At 73.3% G+C, this 17,047-nt stretch carries 16 protein-coding genes; 5 read left to right on the top strand and 11 right to left on the bottom strand.

The window, feature by feature from the left end:
- Together ACFRMQ_RS06510 and ACFRMQ_RS06505 are read left to right on the top strand one after the other, a co-directional pair.
- Positions 1-262, top strand: a 262-nt coding sequence (locus ACFRMQ_RS06510) for a precorrin-8X methylmutase (protein WP_380727595.1), incomplete at its 5' end; no start/stop codon positions are given.
- Positions 259-1,776, top strand: coding sequence for a precorrin-2 C(20)-methyltransferase (locus ACFRMQ_RS06505; RefSeq protein WP_380727593.1), 1,518 nt, complete (start codon positions 259-261; stop codon positions 1,774-1,776). The genes ACFRMQ_RS06510 and ACFRMQ_RS06505, both read left to right, overlap by 4 nt.
- A 136-nt stretch (positions 1,777-1,912) precedes the next feature.
- On the opposite strand, the gene ACFRMQ_RS06500 is transcribed toward ACFRMQ_RS06505, so the two are convergent.
- Complete coding sequence (locus ACFRMQ_RS06500) at positions 1,913-3,652, bottom strand: TIGR03767 family metallophosphoesterase (protein ID WP_380727591.1); 1,740 nt, start codon at positions 3,650-3,652, stop codon at positions 1,913-1,915.
- 384 nt (positions 3,653-4,036) lie between these two features.
- Between ACFRMQ_RS06500 and ACFRMQ_RS06495 the strand changes: the two genes are divergently transcribed.
- The gene (locus ACFRMQ_RS06495) at positions 4,037-5,266 is read left to right on the top strand and encodes a cobalt-precorrin-5B (C(1))-methyltransferase (protein WP_380727589.1); all 1,230 of its coding nucleotides are present in this window, start codon (positions 4,037-4,039) and stop codon (positions 5,264-5,266) included.
- Between the two features lie 146 nt (positions 5,267-5,412).
- Entirely contained in the window at positions 5,413-6,942 is a 1,530-nt protein-coding gene (locus ACFRMQ_RS06490) for a UDP-N-acetylglucosamine 1-carboxyvinyltransferase (protein WP_380727587.1), read from the top strand.
- Between the two features lie 78 nt (positions 6,943-7,020).
- On the opposite strand, the gene ACFRMQ_RS06485 is transcribed toward ACFRMQ_RS06490, so the two are convergent.
- The 6 genes from ACFRMQ_RS06485 to ACFRMQ_RS06460 form a co-directional block, all read right to left on the bottom strand.
- Positions 7,021-7,527, bottom strand: coding sequence for a protein phosphatase (locus tag ACFRMQ_RS06485; RefSeq protein WP_380727586.1), 507 nt, complete (start codon positions 7,525-7,527; stop codon positions 7,021-7,023).
- Positions 7,528-7,574: 47 nt separating this feature from the next.
- Positions 7,575-8,078: a DinB family protein gene (locus ACFRMQ_RS06480; RefSeq protein WP_380727583.1), complete on the bottom strand. Its 504-nt coding sequence runs from the start codon at positions 8,076-8,078 to the stop codon at positions 7,575-7,577.
- Between the two features lie 125 nt (positions 8,079-8,203).
- Positions 8,204-8,944, bottom strand: a complete 741-nt coding sequence (locus tag ACFRMQ_RS06475; RefSeq protein ID WP_380727581.1) for a cobalt-precorrin-6A reductase — start codon at positions 8,942-8,944, stop codon at positions 8,204-8,206.
- Positions 8,944-9,705, bottom strand: coding sequence for a precorrin-4 C(11)-methyltransferase (gene cobM, locus ACFRMQ_RS06470; RefSeq protein WP_380727579.1), 762 nt, complete (start codon positions 9,703-9,705; stop codon positions 8,944-8,946). Before cobM ends, ACFRMQ_RS06475 begins: the two co-directional genes overlap by 1 nt.
- Positions 9,702-10,952, bottom strand: coding sequence for a precorrin-6y C5,15-methyltransferase (decarboxylating) subunit CbiE (gene cbiE, locus ACFRMQ_RS06465; RefSeq protein WP_380727577.1), 1,251 nt, complete (start codon positions 10,950-10,952; stop codon positions 9,702-9,704). Before cbiE ends, cobM begins: the two co-directional genes overlap by 4 nt.
- 214 nt (positions 10,953-11,166) lie before the next feature.
- On the bottom strand, positions 11,167-11,592 hold the full coding sequence (locus ACFRMQ_RS06460) for a gamma-glutamylcyclotransferase family protein (RefSeq protein ID WP_380727575.1): 426 nt from the start codon (positions 11,590-11,592) through the stop codon (positions 11,167-11,169).
- Positions 11,593-11,724: 132 nt separating this feature from the next.
- Between ACFRMQ_RS06460 and ACFRMQ_RS06455 the strand changes: the two genes are divergently transcribed.
- The gene (locus tag ACFRMQ_RS06455) at positions 11,725-12,777 is read left to right on the top strand and encodes an EamA family transporter (RefSeq protein WP_380727573.1); all 1,053 of its coding nucleotides are present in this window, start codon (positions 11,725-11,727) and stop codon (positions 12,775-12,777) included.
- A 136-nt stretch (positions 12,778-12,913) separates the two neighbouring features.
- Here ACFRMQ_RS06455 and ACFRMQ_RS06450 read toward each other — a convergent pair whose 3' ends face one another.
- The 4 genes from ACFRMQ_RS06450 to ACFRMQ_RS06435 all read right to left on the bottom strand — a co-directional run bounded on the left by ACFRMQ_RS06450 (position 12,914) and on the right by ACFRMQ_RS06435 (position 16,977).
- Positions 12,914-13,477: an EF-hand domain-containing protein gene (locus tag ACFRMQ_RS06450; protein ID WP_380727571.1), complete on the bottom strand. Its 564-nt coding sequence runs from the start codon at positions 13,475-13,477 to the stop codon at positions 12,914-12,916.
- 131 nt (positions 13,478-13,608) lie between these two features.
- Positions 13,609-14,019, bottom strand: a complete 411-nt coding sequence (locus ACFRMQ_RS06445; RefSeq protein ID WP_380727569.1) for a cytidine deaminase family protein — start codon at positions 14,017-14,019, stop codon at positions 13,609-13,611.
- Between the two features lie 158 nt (positions 14,020-14,177).
- Positions 14,178-15,971, bottom strand: a complete 1,794-nt coding sequence (locus tag ACFRMQ_RS06440) for a dipeptide ABC transporter ATP-binding protein (RefSeq protein ID WP_380727567.1) — start codon at positions 15,969-15,971, stop codon at positions 14,178-14,180.
- Between the two features lie 13 nt (positions 15,972-15,984).
- Positions 15,985-16,977, bottom strand: coding sequence for an ABC transporter permease (locus ACFRMQ_RS06435; protein WP_380727565.1), 993 nt, complete (start codon positions 16,975-16,977; stop codon positions 15,985-15,987).
- Between the last annotated feature and the right edge of the window lie 70 nt (positions 16,978-17,047).

Raw genomic sequence — 17,047 nt, 5'->3', positions numbered from 1 at the left:
GCTGCCCCGACTGGAGGGCGCGGTGGTCGCCGTCGGCAACGCCCCGACCTCGCTCTTCCGACTGCTGGAGATGATCGAGGCAGGCGCGCCGCGGCCGGCGGCGGTGATCGGCGTCCCGGTCGGCTTCATCGGCGCCGCGGAGTCCAAGCAGGCCCTGGCCGAGCACCCGTCCGGCCTGGAGCACCTGGTGGTGCGCGGCCGCCGCGGCGGCAGCGCGATTGCCGCCGCCGCCATCAACGCGATTGCGAGCGAAGAAGAGTGACGGTCGATCAGAAGCCCACCGGCCGGCTGTACGGTGTCGGGCTCGGCCCGGGTGACCCGTCGCTGGTGACCGTCCGGGCCGCCGAACTCATCGGCAAGGCCGACGTGGTGGCCTACCACAGTGCCCGGCACGGCCGTTCCATCGCGCGCTCGATCGCGGAGCGTTATCTGACGGATGGTCAGATCGAGGAAAAGCTGGTCTACCCGCTCACCGTCGAGACCACCGACCACCCCGGCGGCTACCGCGGGGCGTTGGACGACTTCTACGAGGAGGCCGCCGCCCGGCTGGCCGCCCACCTGGACGCCGGGCGCGACGTGGTGGTCCTCGCCGAGGGCGACCCGCTGTTCTACGGCTCCTACCAGCACATGCACAAGCGGCTCGCGCACCGCTACCCGACCGAGGTGGTACCGGGCGTGACCTCGCTCAGCGCGGCGGCCGCCCGGCTGGGCCGGCCGCTGACCGAGGCCGAGGAGACGCTCACCGTCATCCCCGGCACGCTGCCCGAGGAGGAGCTGACGGCGCGGATCGCGGCCGCCGACTCCGCCGTGATCATGAAGCTGGGGCGCACCTTTCCGACCGTCCGCCGGGCCCTGGAGCGGGCGGGACGGCTGGCGGACGCCCAGTACGTGGAGCGGGCCTTCATGGCGGGGGAGCGGGTGGCGCCGCTCGCGGAGGTCGACGACGAGACGGTGCCGTACTTCTCCGTCGCGGTGCTGCCGAGCAAGGTGGCGCCGCTGGAGCCGGAGGTCCGGTTGTCGGACGGCATGGGCAGCGTGACCGTGGTCGGCACCGGGCCGGCCGGACCGCTCTGGCTGACGGCCGAGGCGCGCGGCGCGCTGTCCGAGGCCACCGATCTGGTCGGCTACACCACCTACCTGGACCGGGTGCCGGAGCGGCCGGGACAGCAGCGGCACGGTTCGGACAACAAGGTGGAGTCGGAGCGCGCCGAGTTCGCCCTGGAGCTCGCCCGGCGCGGGCACCGAGTCGCGGTGGTCTCCTCGGGGGACCCGGGTGTGTTCGCGATGGCCACCGCGGTGCTGGAGGTCGCCTGTGAGGAGGCCTACCGGGACGTCCCGGTGCGGGTGCTCCCCGGGATGACCGCCGCCCACGCGGCCGCCTCCCGGGCCGGCGCGCCGCTCGGACACGACTACGCGACGATCTCCCTCTCGGACCGGCTCAAGCCCTGGGACGTGGTGGCGAAGCGGCTGCGCGCCGCGGCCGAGGCGGACCTGGTGCTCGCGCTGTACAACCCGGGCTCGAAGTCCCGCACCACCCAGGTCGGCCTCGCCCGGGATCTGCTGCTGGAGTACCGGGCGCCGGAGACCCCGGTGGTGATGGCGCGGGACGTCGGCGGCCCGACCGAGCGGGTGCGGATCGTCCGGCTCGGCGAGCTGGACCCGGCGCTGGTCGACATGCGGACCGTCCTGCTGATCGGCTCTTCGCAGACCCGGGCGGTCGAACGGGGCGGCGGCGTCGAGGTCGTCTGGACGCCGCGGCGCTACCCGGAGGGGTGACGGCGGGCAGGTGACGGGAAACAGATGACAGCGAACAGATGATGAAATCTGTTCGCTGTCATCTGTCATCTGTTATCCGTCAGTCGTCGTCCGCCGGCCGCCGCCGGCCGCCGCCGACCACTTCCCCGTCCGGCCGTCAGCGGGTCGGCTTGGTGATCAGCAGCTCGGTGTTGTGGTCCCCGCCCGCACCCAGCAGCGCCGTCGGGCGGCCGTTCGGGTCGTTGTACGACAGCTCGCGGTAGAGCGCCGCGAGATTGGCGTCCGAGGTGCTGCCGAAGTCCGTCCCGTACGGCGCGGAGGACTCGATCAGCGTGGTGAACAGTGACAGCGTGCCGTCCCCGTTGTCCGCGATCTCGATGACCCGCCCGTGCTGCGGGTAGTCGATGTGCGAGGCGGTGTTGATCTCCCAGAAGGCCCGCTCCGGCACCGCGTGGCCGTGCGGCGTGATCTTGTTCATGTGGGTGTGCCCGTTCACCCAGGCGACCACGTTCGGGTAGCGCTGGAGCAGCGCCACCAGCTCGTTGCCGTCGTGCCGCCCCTCGAAGATGTTGCGCGGGTCCGGCAGCAGGTTGCCCATCGTGCCGCTGGTGTGGTGGCTGAAGACGAGGACCAGCTCGTCCGTGCTCCCGCCGGTCACCTTGCGCCCGTCGGCGTCGTACCAGTGCCCGCTGTGCGCCTGCAACTGCTGCTCCAGCCAGCGCAGTTGCGCGGTGCCCAGCGAACCGTCGGCGAACCCCGCCTGGTTGGTGGTGTCCAGGCTGATGCCGACCACCTTCTCCGAGATGCGGAAGGTGTAGTAGAGCTTGCCGCTGTTCGCCATGTCCGAGGTGAAGCCGTGCCCGTACGGGCCGGCTCCGGTGACCGCCGGGTTCAGGTGGGCCTTGGCGAACTCCTTGGGGGTGAACGGCCGGCGGCGCTCGTCCGGGGTGACCTTGCGCACCAGCTCGCCGCTCGCGAGCAGCTTCGCCAGCAGCAGCACGGCGCCGGCCGGGTCCCGGCGCAGTGAGTCCATCAGCTGGGCGGCGGTCGCGTCGTCGCAGCCCTCCAGCTTGTACTGGCCGGTGTACAGGTCGTTCAGCAGGCCGAGGTCGGGCAGCGAGCCCTCGATGCTGTCGTCGTGGTTGCCGACCGTCGTGTACCAGGGCGTGCGCAGGCCCGGCGCGTCGAAGGGGCGGCCGGCGGCGGACAGGAAACCGGGTATCCGCGGGAAGCCCTTCGCCTTGTAGCCGTCGGTGTAGGCGAGTTCGGGGTTCCAGTAGGTGGCGCTGCCGGAGTTCTGCACACCCTCGTAGCGGCTCGGGTCACCGGTGTTCTGGGCCAGTCGGCCGCCGCCCATGACCTTGAGGTACCAGTCGAGTTCGGCGAGTTCGTGGTTGTCGGTGTTGTCGCCGGTGGCCATCACCATGCTGAACGGCATCCCGGTGTAGGGGCCGCCGGCGAGCGAGTTGACCCGCTCGACGAGCGCCGAGACACCACGGGCGTTCAGCGCCTCCTGCGGCCGGTACGCGCTGCCGTTGAACTTGGCCAGGTACTCGAAGCGCACCGGGGACTCGGTGTCCACCAGGTGCAGGTCACTGAACTGGACGAAGCTGGCCAGGCCGGTCCGGCGGTCGTCCCGTCCGGTGCTTCCCGCCGCCAGGTCGCCGCGTACCACCAGTGGCCAGCCCGGTCCGGCCGTCAGCCGCTTGTAGCCGCCGGTGCCGACCGGCGTGGCCACCTGCTCCAGCGTGGTGCCGGTGACCCCGATCGCCCGCGCGGCGGTCGTCGCCAGCGCCTGGTCGCGCGCTGCGGCCGAGGCGAACTGCCCGCCGCCCAGCGACAAGGCCGACCAGGCGGCGGCCACCGACGTACCCGTGAGGAACGTACGCCGACTCATCCCTGCCACAAAAACCCCCACATACTGATGGCCCGGCGGGGCAGTCGACCCTGGCCGGGCCCACGTGTGTCATGAACCCGCTGCTGGCGGACCGCCAGATTACTCACTGGTAGGCACGGTGGGCGAGGCCCGTGCGGCGAACTCTTCGGGAACGCGGGCCACCGTTCCTCCGCAGCTCGTCCACGGGCCCTCGCGGGCCCACCCCGGTCGGTCCCCGCCCGGGCGGCTGGGGGAGGATCGACGGCGGCGGCCGCGTCGGCCGCCCGAATGGAACAGATGGAACAGGACGGCACGGGTGCCGTCGGAAACGGGGCACAGGTGACCGCAGCGGGAGCCGGGGTGGGAGCCGGGGCTGGGACCGGAGCCGGAGGCCGGGCGGGCCAGTTGAAGAGCAGCGGTTTGCGGCCCGGCTGGACGACGGGCGCCTGCGCCACCGCCGCCACGAAGGCCGCCTACACCGCGCTGCTCACCGGCGAGTTCCCGGACCCGGTGGTCATCACCCTGCCCAAGGGTCAGCGGCCCGCCTTCACCCTCGCCGCCGAGGAACTGACCGTCGAGGAGCGGACCACCAAGGAGTCGGCCGTCGAGGAGCGGACCACCGAGGAGCCGGCCGTCGAGGAGCTGACCGCCAGGGAATCGACCCCCGAGGGGCCGGCCGGCGCGGAGGGCCGGATCGGGGCCGGCGGGCGCGGGCGAAGCGTCGCCATGGCGGGGGTGGTCAAGGACGCGGGCGACGACCCCGACGTCACCCACGGCGCCCTGATCCGCTCCACCGTACGACCCGGCGAGCCCGGCACCGGAGTGGTGTTCCGGGCCGGCCCCGGGGTGGGAACGGTCACCAAGGCGGGCCTGCCGCTGCCGGTCGGCGAGCCCGCGATCAACCCGATGCCCCGACAGATGATCCGGGACGCCGTCGCCGAGGTGGCCGCCGCGCACGGCGACGGCGGGGACGTGGTGGTCGAGATCTCGGTCGACCACGGCGAGGAGATCGCCCGTTCCACCTGGAACCCCCGGCTCGGCATCCTCGGCGGCCTGTCCATCCTCGGGACCACCGGGGTCGTCGTCCCCTACTCCTGTTCGGCCTGGATCGACTCCATCCGCCGCGGCGTGGACGTGGCCCGGGCGGCGGGGCGCGCCCACGTGGCCGGCTGCACCGGTTCGACCTCGGAGAAGGTCGCGGTCGCGGAGCACGGACTGCCCGAGGACGCGCTGCTGGACATGGGCGACTTCGCCGGTGCCGTGCTCAAGTACCTCAAGCGCCACCCGGTGCCCCGGCTGACCATCGCGGGCGGTTTCGCCAAGCTGTCCAAGCTCGCGGCCGGCCACCTCGACCTGCACTCGGCGCGCTCCCAGGTGGACAAGGGGTACCTGGCCGACCTGGCCCGCCGCGGCGGGGCGGACGAGGCGTTGGCCGGGGCGGTCGCGGGGGCCAACACGGCGTTGGAGGCGGTGCAGTTGTGCCGCGCGGCCGGGGTGCCGCTCGGGGACCTGGTCGCCGAGGCGGCCCGGGCCACGGCGCTCGGGGTGCTGCGGGGCTCGCCGGTCGCGGTGGACGTCATCTGCATCGATCGGGCGGGCACCGTCGTCGGCCGGGCGGAGCCACTGGGGGCGTGACGATGTCACGAGTGTCACGGACGCGTGACAACATCGCCTGGTGATGTGAAGAACTGACAGTCATACGGGGAGAGAAGCGGACAAATGGAGTACCAGGGCGACCCCTCAGTCTGCCGTCATCTCAACCATGAGATATCGTCTGGCGAGTGACAGGCGACTACCTCACCCGTATCGGCACCCTCATCCGTACCGCGCGCCAGCACCGGGGCTGGTCCCAGGCGCAGCTCGGAGAGGCCCTCGGAACCAGCCAGAGCGCGGTCAACCGCATCGAACAGGGCAAGCAGAACGTCAGCCTTGAGATGATCGCTCGCATCGGCGAAGCCCTCGACAGCGAGATCGTTTCCCTCGGATACTCCGGCCCGATGCACCTGCGCGTCGCCGGCGGCACCCGGCTCTCCGGCGCGATCGACGTCCGCAGCAGCAAGAACGCCTGTGTGGCGATCCTCTGCGCCTCCCTGCTGACCACCGGCCGCACCACGATCCGCAGCGTCGCCCGGATCGAGGAGGTCTACCGCATCCTCGAGGTGCTCACCAGCATCGGCGTCAAGAGCCGCTGGATCAACGAGGGCCGCGACCTCGAACTCACCCCGCCCGCCGAACTGGACCTCGCGGCGATGGACGTCGAGGCGGCCCGCCGCACCCGCAGCGTGCTGATGTTCCTCGGCCCGCTGATGCACCGCGCCGAGCGCTTCGCCATCCCGTACGCGGGCGGCTGCGACCTCGGCACCCGCACCGTGCAGCCGCACCTGACGGCGCTGCGCCGCTTCGGCCTGGAGGTCGCCACCACCGGCGGCGCCTACCACGCCTCGGTCGAGCCCGGTGCCCCGCTGGACCGCCCGATCGTGCTGACCGAGCGCGGGGACACCGTCACCGAGAACGCCCTGCTCGCCGCCGCGCGGCACGACGGCGTCAGCGTCATCCGCAACGCCTCGCCCAACTACATGGTCCAGGACCTCTGCTTCTTCCTGGAGGAGCTGGGCGTCAGGATCGAGGGCATCGGCACCACCACCCTCACCGTGCACGGCGTCCCGGAGATCACCCGCGACGTCGACTACACCCCGGCCGAGGACCCGGTGGAGGCGATGAGCCTGCTGGCCGCCGCCGTCGTCACCTCCTCCGAGCTGACCATTCGCCGGGTGCCGATCGAGTTCCTGGAGATCGAGCTCGCCGTGCTGGAGGGCATGGGCCTCGACTACGACCGCACCCCCGAGTACCCGGCCCACAACGGCCACACCCGGCTGGTCGACCTCACCGTGCGCCCCTCCAAGCTGACCGCGCCGATCGACACCATCCACCCGATGCCGTTCCCCGGCATCAACATCGACAACGTGCCGTTCTTCGCCGCCATCGCCGCGGCCGCGCACGGCACCACGATGATCCACGACTGGGTGTACGACAACCGCGCGATCTACCTGACCGAGCTGACCCGGCTCGGCGCCGACGTCAAGCTCCTCGATCCGCACCGCGTGCTGGTCCAGGGTCCCACCCGCTGGCGTGCCGCCGAGATGATGTGCCCGCCGGCCCTGCGCCCCGCCGTGGTCATCCTGCTCGCCATGCTCGCGGCCCAGGGCACCTCCGTCCTGCGCAACGTCTACGTCATCAACCGCGGCTACGAGGACCTCGCCGAGCGCCTGAACTCCATCGGCGCCCAGATCGAGACCTTCCGCGACATCTGACGGATCGTCACGATCGGGACGTCGAATCATGTCGTCGCGATCGTGACGTCACACCGGTCGTCGGGTCGTCGGCCGGCCTCACCCGTCGAGGCCGGCCAACAGCGCGGAGGCCCCCAGCCCGGTGTTCAGGTAGTCCACGAACACCGGGTTGTTCAGCGCCCACGGCGATCGCCGCTCCCTGATCAGCCGAACCGCCTCGCCGGGCCCGTGCCCGAGGTCGACCAGCGCGTTCGCCACCACCAGGCCCGAGCGGTTGTAGCCCGAGTGGCAGCGCACCAGCGTCGGCCGGCCCCGGCGTACGGCGGCCGCGGTGAGTTCGGCCGCCTCCTGGACGCCGAGCAGCTGACCGGGTGAGAGCGGGCCGTCGGGCACCTCCCGGACGACGTGCTCCACCCCCGGTGCCGGCCCGTGCCCCGGAAGCGTGAAGAGGCTGACCACCAGGTCGAACTCGCGCTGGACGGCCACGAGTTCCAGCTCGCCGCCGGGCGGAGTGCAGTAGTGACCGCCCATCCAGAGCCCCGGGACGATCTCGTTCCAGGGCTCGGACGGCCCGGGGGTGTCGCGTTCCTTCTGGCGGGTCCGCACGTTCTGTCGTTTCCTTCCGCGCGATGCCTGGTCCCGGTCCTGCCCGGCTACTCGCCGGTGGTGCCGTCGAGGTGCTCGCGCAGGAGGTCGGCGTGCCCGTTGTGGCGGGCGTACTCCTCGATCATGTGGGTCAGGATCCAGCGGAGTGAGAAGACCTCGTCGCCGTAGTGGCCCAGGACGTCCAACGACTCCGCGGCGGCGACGAGTTCCCTGGAGTGGTCGCACTCGCGGCGCCAGACGGCAAAGGCCTCGTCCGGGTCGGCGGTCTCGACGTCGAACTCGGCGAAGGAGCCGTCGGGGCGGCCCCAGAAGCCACGCACGTCCTCCTTGTCGAGGATGTTGCGGAACCAGCTGCGCTCCACCTCGGCGCTGTGTCGGATCAGGCCGAGCAGGGTGAGTCCGGAGGGTGCCAGCGCCGGGGTCCGGAGCTGCTCCGCCGTGAGGCCCTCGCACTTCATCGCGAGGGTGGCGCGCTGGTAGTCCAGGAAGCCCGCCAGCGTGGTGCGTTCGTCGGCGGTGCGGGGGGTCCGAGGGCGCTGATCATCGGTCATCGCGCCATCCTGCCCGAACGTCCGACGGGCCCGCCCGCGAATTTCCCGGGTGAGCGTGCGAGGGCGCGAGAGTGCGGCGGAGAGCGGCCGCCCTCGTCGCCGCCCCGCGGCAACCGCGGGGCCCGCTACCGCGGTTGCTCCAGCCAGTGCAGCGCGCCCGGGACGTCCGGGACGACCGGGACGTCCTGCGGAACCGGCGGGCGCTCCACGATGATGACGGGCAGGCGCAGTCCTCGGGCGGCGGTCAGCTTGGCGGCGGTCGCGCTGCCACCGCTGTCCTTGGTGACCAGCACGTCGATGCGGTGCTCGCGCAGCAGCGCCTCCTCGCCCTGGACCGTGAACGGGCCGCGGTCCAGCAGGATTTCGCAGGAGGGCGGCAGCGGGGGCTCGGGCGGGTCCACCGAGCGGGCGAGGACGTGGACCCCGTCGAGGTGGGCGAAGGCGGCGAGGCCCTGCCGGCCGATGGTGAGGAAGACCCGCTCCCCGCGCCGGGGCAGCAGTTCGGCCGCGGCGGCGGCGAGTGAGGGGACGGGTATCCAGCGGTCCCCGTCGACCCGGGTGAAGCCCGGGCGGCGCAGCACCAGCAGGGGGACGCCGGTGGCGGCGGCCGCGAGGGCGGCGTTGCGTGAGATGCCGGCGGCGAACGGGTGGGTGGCGTCCACCACCGCGTCCACCCGCTCGTCGCGGAGCCAGTCGGCCAGGCCCTCCGGCCCGCCGAAGCCGCCGATCCGCACCTCTCCGGCGGGCAGCCGGGGCTGGGCGACCCGACCGGCCAGCGAGCTGGTCACCCGGTGCGCGGTCGGGGCGAGTTCGGCGGCCAGGGTCCGCCCCTCGGTGGTCCCGCCGAGGATCAGGACGTGCCGCATCAGGCGCCGCAGGGCTCGTGCGGGCGCTCGCGGTCCGCCGAGTAGAGGTGGCTGTCGCGGAACTGTCCGGCGGCCAGCGTCCGGCCGACGATGATGACGGCGGTGCGGACCACGCCCGCCTCCTTGACCTGCTCGGCGATGTCGCCGACGGTGCCGCGCAGCACCAGCTCGTCGGGGCGGCTGGCCATCGCGACGACGGCGGCCGGGCAGTCGGCGCCGTAGTGCGGGAGCAGTTGCTCGACCACGTCGTCCACGTAGCCGGCGGCCAGGTGCAGCACCAGCAGGGCGCCGCTGCGGCCCAGGGTGGCGAGGTCCTCGCCCTCGGGCATCGGGGTGGCGCGCTTGGCGATCCGGGTGAGGATGACGGTCTGGCCGACGGTCGGAACGGTCAACTCCCGCTTCAGCGCGGCCGCGGCGGCGGCGAAGGCCGGCACGCCGGGGACCACCTCGTACGGCACGCCGGCCGCGTCCAGGCGGCGCATCTGCTCGGCGACGGCGGAGAAGACGGACGGGTCGCCGGAGTGCAGCCGCGCCACGTCCTGGCCGGCCTCGTGCGCGGCGACCAGTTCGGCGGTGATCTGGTCCAGGTTGAGCTGGGCGGTGTCGATCAGCCGGGCGCCGGGCGGGCACTCGTCCAGCAGTTCGCGCGGGACCAGGCTTCCCGCGTACAGGCAGACCTCGGCGCGGGCCAGGATGCGCTGGCCGCGCAGGGTGATCAGGTCGGCGGCGCCCGGGCCGGCTCCGATGAAGTGGACGGTCACGAGGCGTTCTCCTGGAGGGTGTCGTGCGGGGCGCCGGTCTTGACGGCGGACCACTGGGTGACCGGCATGGCCTGGCGCCACCCGGTGAAGCCGCCCACCGGGACGGCGTGGGCGACGGCGAGCTTGACGAGGTCGCCGCCGTGGCGCCGGTACCACTCGGTGAGCAGTGCCTCGGATTCCAGCGTCACGGTGTTGGCGACGATCCGGCCGCCCGGACGCAGCGCGTCCCAGCAACTGTCCAGCAGGCCGGGGGCGGTGAGGCCGCCGCCGATGAACACGGCGTCGGGGGTGGGGAGTCCGGCGAGCGCGGCGGGGGCGGGGCCGGTCACCACGCGGAGCCGGGGCACGCCGAGCGCGGCCGCGTTGCGGGCGATCCGCTCGGCCCGCACCTGGTCGCGCTCGATGCTGACGGCCCGGCAGTCGCGGTGGGCGCGCAGCCACTCGACGGCGATCGAGCCGGAGCCGCCGCCGACGTCCCAGAGCAGTTCGCCGGGGGAGGGGGCCAGCGTGGCGAGGGTCGCGGCGCGCACGTGGCGCTTGGTGAGCTGGCCGTCGCTCTCGTACGAGGCGTCGGGCAGGCCGGGGACGAGGGTGCCGCGCGGGCCGTCGCCGAGTTCGACGGCGATGACGTTCAGTGGGTCGCCCGGTGGGTGCGGCCAGCCGTCGGCGGGGCCGTCCAGATGGCGTTCGGCGGGGGAGCCGAGCTGTTCGAGCACCCGCAGGCGGGCGGTGCCGTAGCCGCGGGCGGTGAGCAGCTCGGCGACGGCGGCCGGGGTGGTGGCGTCGGCGGCGAGCGCCAGCAGGCGGCGGCCGGGGTGGAGGGCCGCGGAGAGGGTGTCCAGCGGACGGCCGACCAGGCTGACCACCTCGGTGGCCTCCAGCGGCCAGCCGAGCCGGGCGCAGGCGTAGGAGACGGAGGAGGGGTGCGGCAGCACGCGCAGGCGCTCGGGGCCGACGGTCCCGGCGAGGGTGCGGCCGATGCCGAAGAACATCGGGTCGCCGCTGGCCAGGACGGCGACGCGGCGGCCGGTGTGGGCGGCGAGCAGCCCGGGGACGGCGGGGCGCAGGGGGGTCGGCCAGGGGACCTGTTCGGCGGTGACCTCGCCGTGGGGGAGCAGGTCCAGTTGGCGGGGGCCGCCGATGACGACCTCGGCCGCGCGCAGCGCGGCGCGGGAGGTGTCGGCGAGGCCGGGCCAGCCGTCGGCCCCGATCCCGACGACGGTGATCGGGGGTGGCAGCTCGGGCACCGGGTGGCTCCTCGTCGTTCGATCCTGCGTACCAGTGATCCAGCGAAGCTGCTGGCCGAGGCAGCCTACCTGGCGGTATGCGGGCCGGGTGGTGCCGGATCCGGCGGGGTGACAAGTGACAGTCGACAGATTTCAGATGACAGATTTCAAATTCTGTTTTTTGTCATCCGTTCGCCGTCGCCCGCCCCACCACCGCCCCGCCGCCCCTCCTCCGTCACTTCTCCGCCCAGTCCCCCGACTCGATCAGCGCCGGCCGCTCCCGCAGCCGGGCCTCGGCGGCCGGTCCGGCGAAGTAGACCCAGGCCTCGCGCGGCTCGCCCGTCGCCGTCCGCACCGCCATCCGCCGTCGCACGTACAGTCCGGTCCCGTCCGTCCGGCAGTCCTCCAGCCGGTCCAGGGCTTCCAGCGCTCCGGCGTACGCACCCGGGCGTACGGTGGCCAGCTCGCCCGTGATCCGACGCCCGGGTGTGGCGTCCGGCAGCGCGTACGGGAAGCCGGGGCCCTCGTGCAGCGCCGCGCCCTCCAGTACCGCCGGCCGGATGTCGGCGCAGCGCCCGGCCAGGTGGGCGGCGTGGTTGCGGCCGCCACGGCGCAGCGTGCCGTACACGAAGAACGGCAGGGGCGCCTCGGACGTGGACACGGGTTCGACCTCCTCGCGGGGAAGCGTCCACGGTACGTCCTGCGATCCGATCTCCGATACGGACTGGCGCGCGAGGCCGTTCATGCGCTGTCATGTCGGATGTTCGGACAGCACCATCCCAGGGGGACACGCATGACATCGTCCGCTTCCTCACGACCGGCCGCGGCGAACACCGGGACCGACGCCCAGTCCACGCCCGCCCCGCCCCCTCCCGCCGACGCCCGCCCGGCCCCCCGCCTCGGCGGCGCGGTCTGGCTGGCCCTCCTCGTGGTCTACGTCGTCTGGGGCTCGACCTACCTGGCGATCCGGATCGCGGTGGAGACGATGCCCTCCTTCCTCTCCGCCGCCGCCCGCTTCCTCACCGCCGGCCTGCTACTCGTGGGCTACCTCCTGGTGCGCCAGGGACCGGCGGGCCTGAAGGTGACCCGGCGGCAACTGGCCTCCTCCGCCCTGGTGGGCGTGCTGCTGCTGACCGGCGGCAACGGCCTGGTGGTCCTGGGCGAGACCTTCGTCCCCTCCGGCCTGACCGCCCTGCTGGTGGCCGCGGTCCCGCTCTGGATGGTGGTGCTGACGGCCTTCGGCGGCGGCGAGCGCCCGAAGCCCGCCGAACTCGCCGGGGTGCTGCTCGGGCTGGTCGGCCTCGGTGTCCTGTCGGCCCCCGCGATCGGCGGGTCCGTCAAACCGGTCGGCGTGATCCTGATCATCGTCGCCACCCTGCTCTGGGCGGCCGGCTCCTTCGCGAGCAAGAAGATCCCGATGCCGGGCAACGTGCTCGCCGCGAGCGCCTTCCAGATGCTGACCGGCGGCCTCTGCGACCTGCTCATCGGACTGGCCCGCGGTGAGCAGCACGGGCTGGACCTCGGGGCGGTCTCCGGCCGGTCCTGGCTGGCCCTCGCCTACCTGGTGCTGTTCGGCTCACTGCTCGCCTTCACCGCGTACGCCTGGCTGCTGCGCGCCGCCCCGCTGACCCTGGTGGGCACCTACGCGTACGTGAACCCGGTGGTCGCGGTGCTGCTGGGCTGGCTGATCCTGGCCGAGCCGCTGACCGGCCCGACCCTCGCGGGCGGCGCGATCGTGGTGGTGGGCGTCTGCCTGGTGGTGAGCGTCAGCCGGCGCCCCGGGCGCCCGCCGCGCGGGGTGAGCCCGGCCCGTCCGGACGCACCGCGGTCGTCCGCCCGCGGCTGAGTGAACCCGACGGCCGTCCCCCGCAGACCGCGAGCGCGGGGACGGCCATCGGACACGCCGGTCCCACCGGACACGCTGGTCGCACCCGTCGCACCCGTCGCACCCGTCGTACCGGCCCGCGCCTCGGGCCCGCGCCTCAGAAGCTGTGCGGCGGCTTTCCCGTCCACCAGCCGCCGGGCGCGTCCGGGTCGCGGCTGGTCCAGTACTCGATGATCGCGTCGGTGAACTCGCGGGCCGAGAGCACGCCGTCGCCGTCGGTGTCGAGGTGGCGGAAGGCCTCGTCGGCGTCGTCGCGGGAGAGGCCCGCGAAGTGGCCGCGCTGGAATACGAAGAACTCGCCGGCGTCCACCGTCCCGCTGTGGTCGGCGTCGGCGACGGCGAGGAAGGCCTCGGCGAGCGCGCCGAGGACGTCGCGCGCGGCCTCCGGGTCCTCAGCGAGCGACCCCGTCGAGGCGAGGAACTGCTGGCGGGTGATCGCCTCGGTGTCGGCGGGCAGCCAGGCGAGGTGCAGGTCGTGCCAGAGCGTCAGGTACGCGCGGACGATCACGGCCTCCGGCTCCGAGCCCTCCTGGTGGCCGAGCGAGCGGGCCACCGACTGGCCCATCAGGACGTGGTCCCGTTCGGTGAGCAGGCCGTCGCCGTCGGCGTCGAGGTGATCGAAGCCGTGGTTGATCTTTGCGATGAGCAGGTCGTCCGACAATGTGTCCCCTCGGCTGGCAAGGTATGGGTCCCCTACGTCACATCGCCAGCACGCTAACGCCTTGAGCCGCGCTCGCGCAGCCGAACGAAGCGCGAACGGCGGCGTCGGCCGACCGGGTCACCCTCCCCGGCTCACTCGTCCTGGTGATCGGCCCAGACGTACGCCTCCGGCAGCAGGTCCAGCACCGGCACGGTGCGCAGCTCCTTCCCCCTCGCCACGATGATCCGCAGCTCCGGGAAGTAGTCCAGCAACGCCTGCCGGCAGCGGCCGCACGGCGGGATCACTCCGCGCTCCCGGTCGCCGACCGCCACCACGGTGGTGAGGTCGTACGCCCCCTGCCCGGCCGCCGCGCCGATCAGCACCAGCTCCGCGCAGGGCCCGCCGGTGAAGTGGTAGGCGTTCAGCGCGGTGACGATCCGCCCGTCGGCGTTGCGCCCGGCCGCCGCCACGGTGTGGTTGTCCCCCCGTGCGTACCGTCGGGCCACCTCCAGGGCCGCTTCGACGAGTTCCTCGTCCACGGCCGGACGGTCGTTGGTCGCCATGTTCACCGCACCTCTCCGATCGAACCTGTCAGGGTTCGATCATGAGCCGAGGAGCCGTGCTCGCGCCAACTCTTTACACCGCCCGACCCCATCCGCCCGCTCCGCCCCGGCGCCACACCGTCCCGCCCCGGGAACCCGCCCCGCCCTGGTCGCCCGCCTCAGTGCGCCGCCGCCAGCAGCTCCCTCGTGTACTCGGTGTGCGGCGCCTCGAACAGCCGGTCCCGGTCGGTGGACTCGACCAGCCGGCCCCGGTGCATCACCGCGACCCGGTCGCAGAAGTGCCGCACCACCGCGAGGTCGTGCGAGACGAACAGGAAGGCGACGTCGAGCCGTTCGCGCAGCTCCATCAGCAGGTTGAGCACCTGCGCCTGCACCGAGACGTCCAGCGCCGAGACCGGCTCGTCCGCGATGATCAGGCGCGGCTGCGGGGCCAGCGCCCGGGCGATGCCGATCCGCTGGCGCTGCCCGCCGGAGAACTCGTGCGGATAGCGGTCCAGGTGCCCGGCCGTCAGCCCGACCTGTTCCAGCAACTCCACCGAGCGGTCCCGCCGTTCGGCCGGGTTCGCCGGAGTGTGCAGGCGCAGCGGGGTGTCCAGGGTCTGGGCGATGGTGCGGCGCGGGTTGAGCGAGGCGTAGGGGTCCTGGAAGACCAGCTGGATCTCCCGGCTGAGCCGCTTGCGCAGCTCCCGGTCCGGCCGGGTGGCATCCTGCCCGTCGTACAAGACCCGTCCGCCGGTGGGTCGTTGAAGTCCGGCGAGGACCCGCGAGGTGGTGGACTTGCCGGATCCGGACTCGCCGACCAGTCCGAGCGTCTCGCCGGGCGCGATCCGCAGCCCGACGCCCTCGACCGCCCGGACCGGTTCGGCCCGCAGTCCGGGGAAGCGCCGTCGTCCGGGGAAGTGCACGGAGAGGTCGTCCACCTCGACCAGCCACCGCCCGGGCCGTTCGGCTGCCCGCCCGGGCCGTTCGGCATCCGGTTCGGCGGCCCGTTCGACGGTCCGGGGTCGGAAGGTCCGCGAGGGAGAGGGGTCGTCGACCGTCGGCAGGGCGGTGCCCGGTACGGAGTCCAGTCGCAGCGCCGCGCCCACCAGCGCCCGGGTGTACGGCTCGCGTGGCGCGGCCAGCAGCTCGGCGGTCGGGGCGGACTCGACCTCGACCCCGCCGCGCAGCACCAGCGTGCGGTCCGTCGTCCCGGCGACCACCCCCAGGTCATGGCTGACCAGCAGGACCGCCGTGCCGTGCTCGCGCTGCAACTCGCCGAGCAGGTCGAGGACTTGGCGCTGGACGCGGGAGTCCAGAGCGGTGGTCGGCTCGTCCGCGATGAGCACCCGGGGGTCGTTCATCAGCGCCATCGCGATCATCACCCGCTGGCGCATGCCGCCGGAGAACTGGTGCGGGTAGTCGCGGGTCCGGGCCGACGGGATGCCGACCCGGTCGAGCAGTTCGGCCGCCCGTCGGGCCGCCTCCCCGCGGCCCGCGCCAGGGTGGTGCAGCCGGTACATCTCGGAGAGTTGGGCGCCCACGCCGTGGAAGGGGCTGAGCGAGGTGAGCGCGTCCTGGAAGACCAGCGCGGCCTCACCGCCCCGCACGCCGCGCAGCAGGGACTCCTCGGCGCCGGCCAACTCCCGGCCGCCCAGCCGGATCGAGCCGGTGACGGTGGTGGTGCGCGGGTCGTGCAGGCCGAGGACGGCGAGCCCGACGGTCGACTTCCCGGAGCCCGACTCGCCGACCAGGCCCAGGACTTCACCCGGCGCGAGGTCGAAGGAGAGCTCCCGGACGGCGGTCACCGGCGCCCCGCCGCGCGGGTCGGCGAAGGTGACGGTCAGGTCGCGGACACTCAACACCGGCTCGACGGTGCTTCCGCCGACCCCGAACGCGCTCCCTCCGACCCCGGACGTGCTCTCGCCGGCCCCGGACTTGGTGCCGTCGGCACCCGGAACAGTGGACTTCATCGAATCGCTCCCCTCAGCTCAGCCGGACACGCGGGTCGAGCCAGGCCACCGCGAGGTCGGCCAGCGCGACGAACAGCACCACGAAACAGGCGGCCAGCAGCACCGCGCCGACCACGGCGGGCAGGTCCTGCCCGGCGACGGCCTCCGCGGCGAACCGCCCGACCCCGTTCAGCCCGAACACCGTTTCGGTGATCACGGCCCCGCCGAGCAGTACCCCGGCCTCCAGCCCGATCAGCTGCACCAGCGGCCCGGCGGCGCCGCGCGAGGTGTACTTGAGGTGGGCGCGCAACCGTCCCAGCCCCTTGCCGCGGGCCGTGCGGACGTACTCCTCGTTCATCGTCTCCAACAGCTGGGAGCGCGAAAGGCGTGCGAACACCGCCGAGTTGACGAATCCGAGGACGAACCAGGGGAGCAGCATCCCGCCGGCCCAGGCGGCCAGGTCCTCGGCCGGGGAGGTGTAGGAGGGCAGCGGCAGCAGCCCGGTGGAGTACACCAGCAGCCACTGGGCGACGTAGCCGAGGAAGTAGATCTGCACGCTGGCGCCGACCAGGGTGAACGCGGACAGCAGCCGGTCGGTCCGCCGCCCGTGCCGCAGCGCGGAGACGAATCCGGTGCCGAGGCCGAACACCAGCAGGACGGCGAGCGCCCCGGCGGTCAGCGAGAGGGTGACCGGCAGGTGGTCCGCCAGCGCCTCGCTGACCGGCTGGTGCAGCCGGTAGGAGTAGCCGAGGCAGGGCGCGTCGCAGTGGATGGTCGAGCCGTCCACGTCGCCGATGTCCCGCCCGGCGACGACCCCGGCCAGGTAGTCGGTGTACTGGGTGAGCAGCGGCTGGTCCAGACCCATGCTCTGGCGCACCGCCGCGACCTGTCCGCTGTCGCAGCGCGGGCCGCAGGCGGCGCGGGCCGGGTCGGCCGGCGCGGCGTAGAAGAGGGCGAAGGCGGCGGCGGAGACCGCGACCAGGACCGCGAGGGCCTGGGCGATCCGCCGCAGGACGAAGGAGAGCATGGCCGATCCGGGGTCGACGTGACGGGGAGACGGGGAAGGCGAGGGACGGCGGGGGAAGCGGGGGAAGGGG

Origin of the sequence: Kitasatospora sp. NPDC056783 (assembly GCF_042789895.1) — a bacterium.
Lineage (GTDB): Bacteria > Actinomycetota > Actinomycetes > Streptomycetales > Streptomycetaceae > Kitasatospora.
The sequence above is the reverse complement of the archived record's forward strand: the minus strand, read 5'-3'. Positions and strand labels throughout refer to the sequence as shown.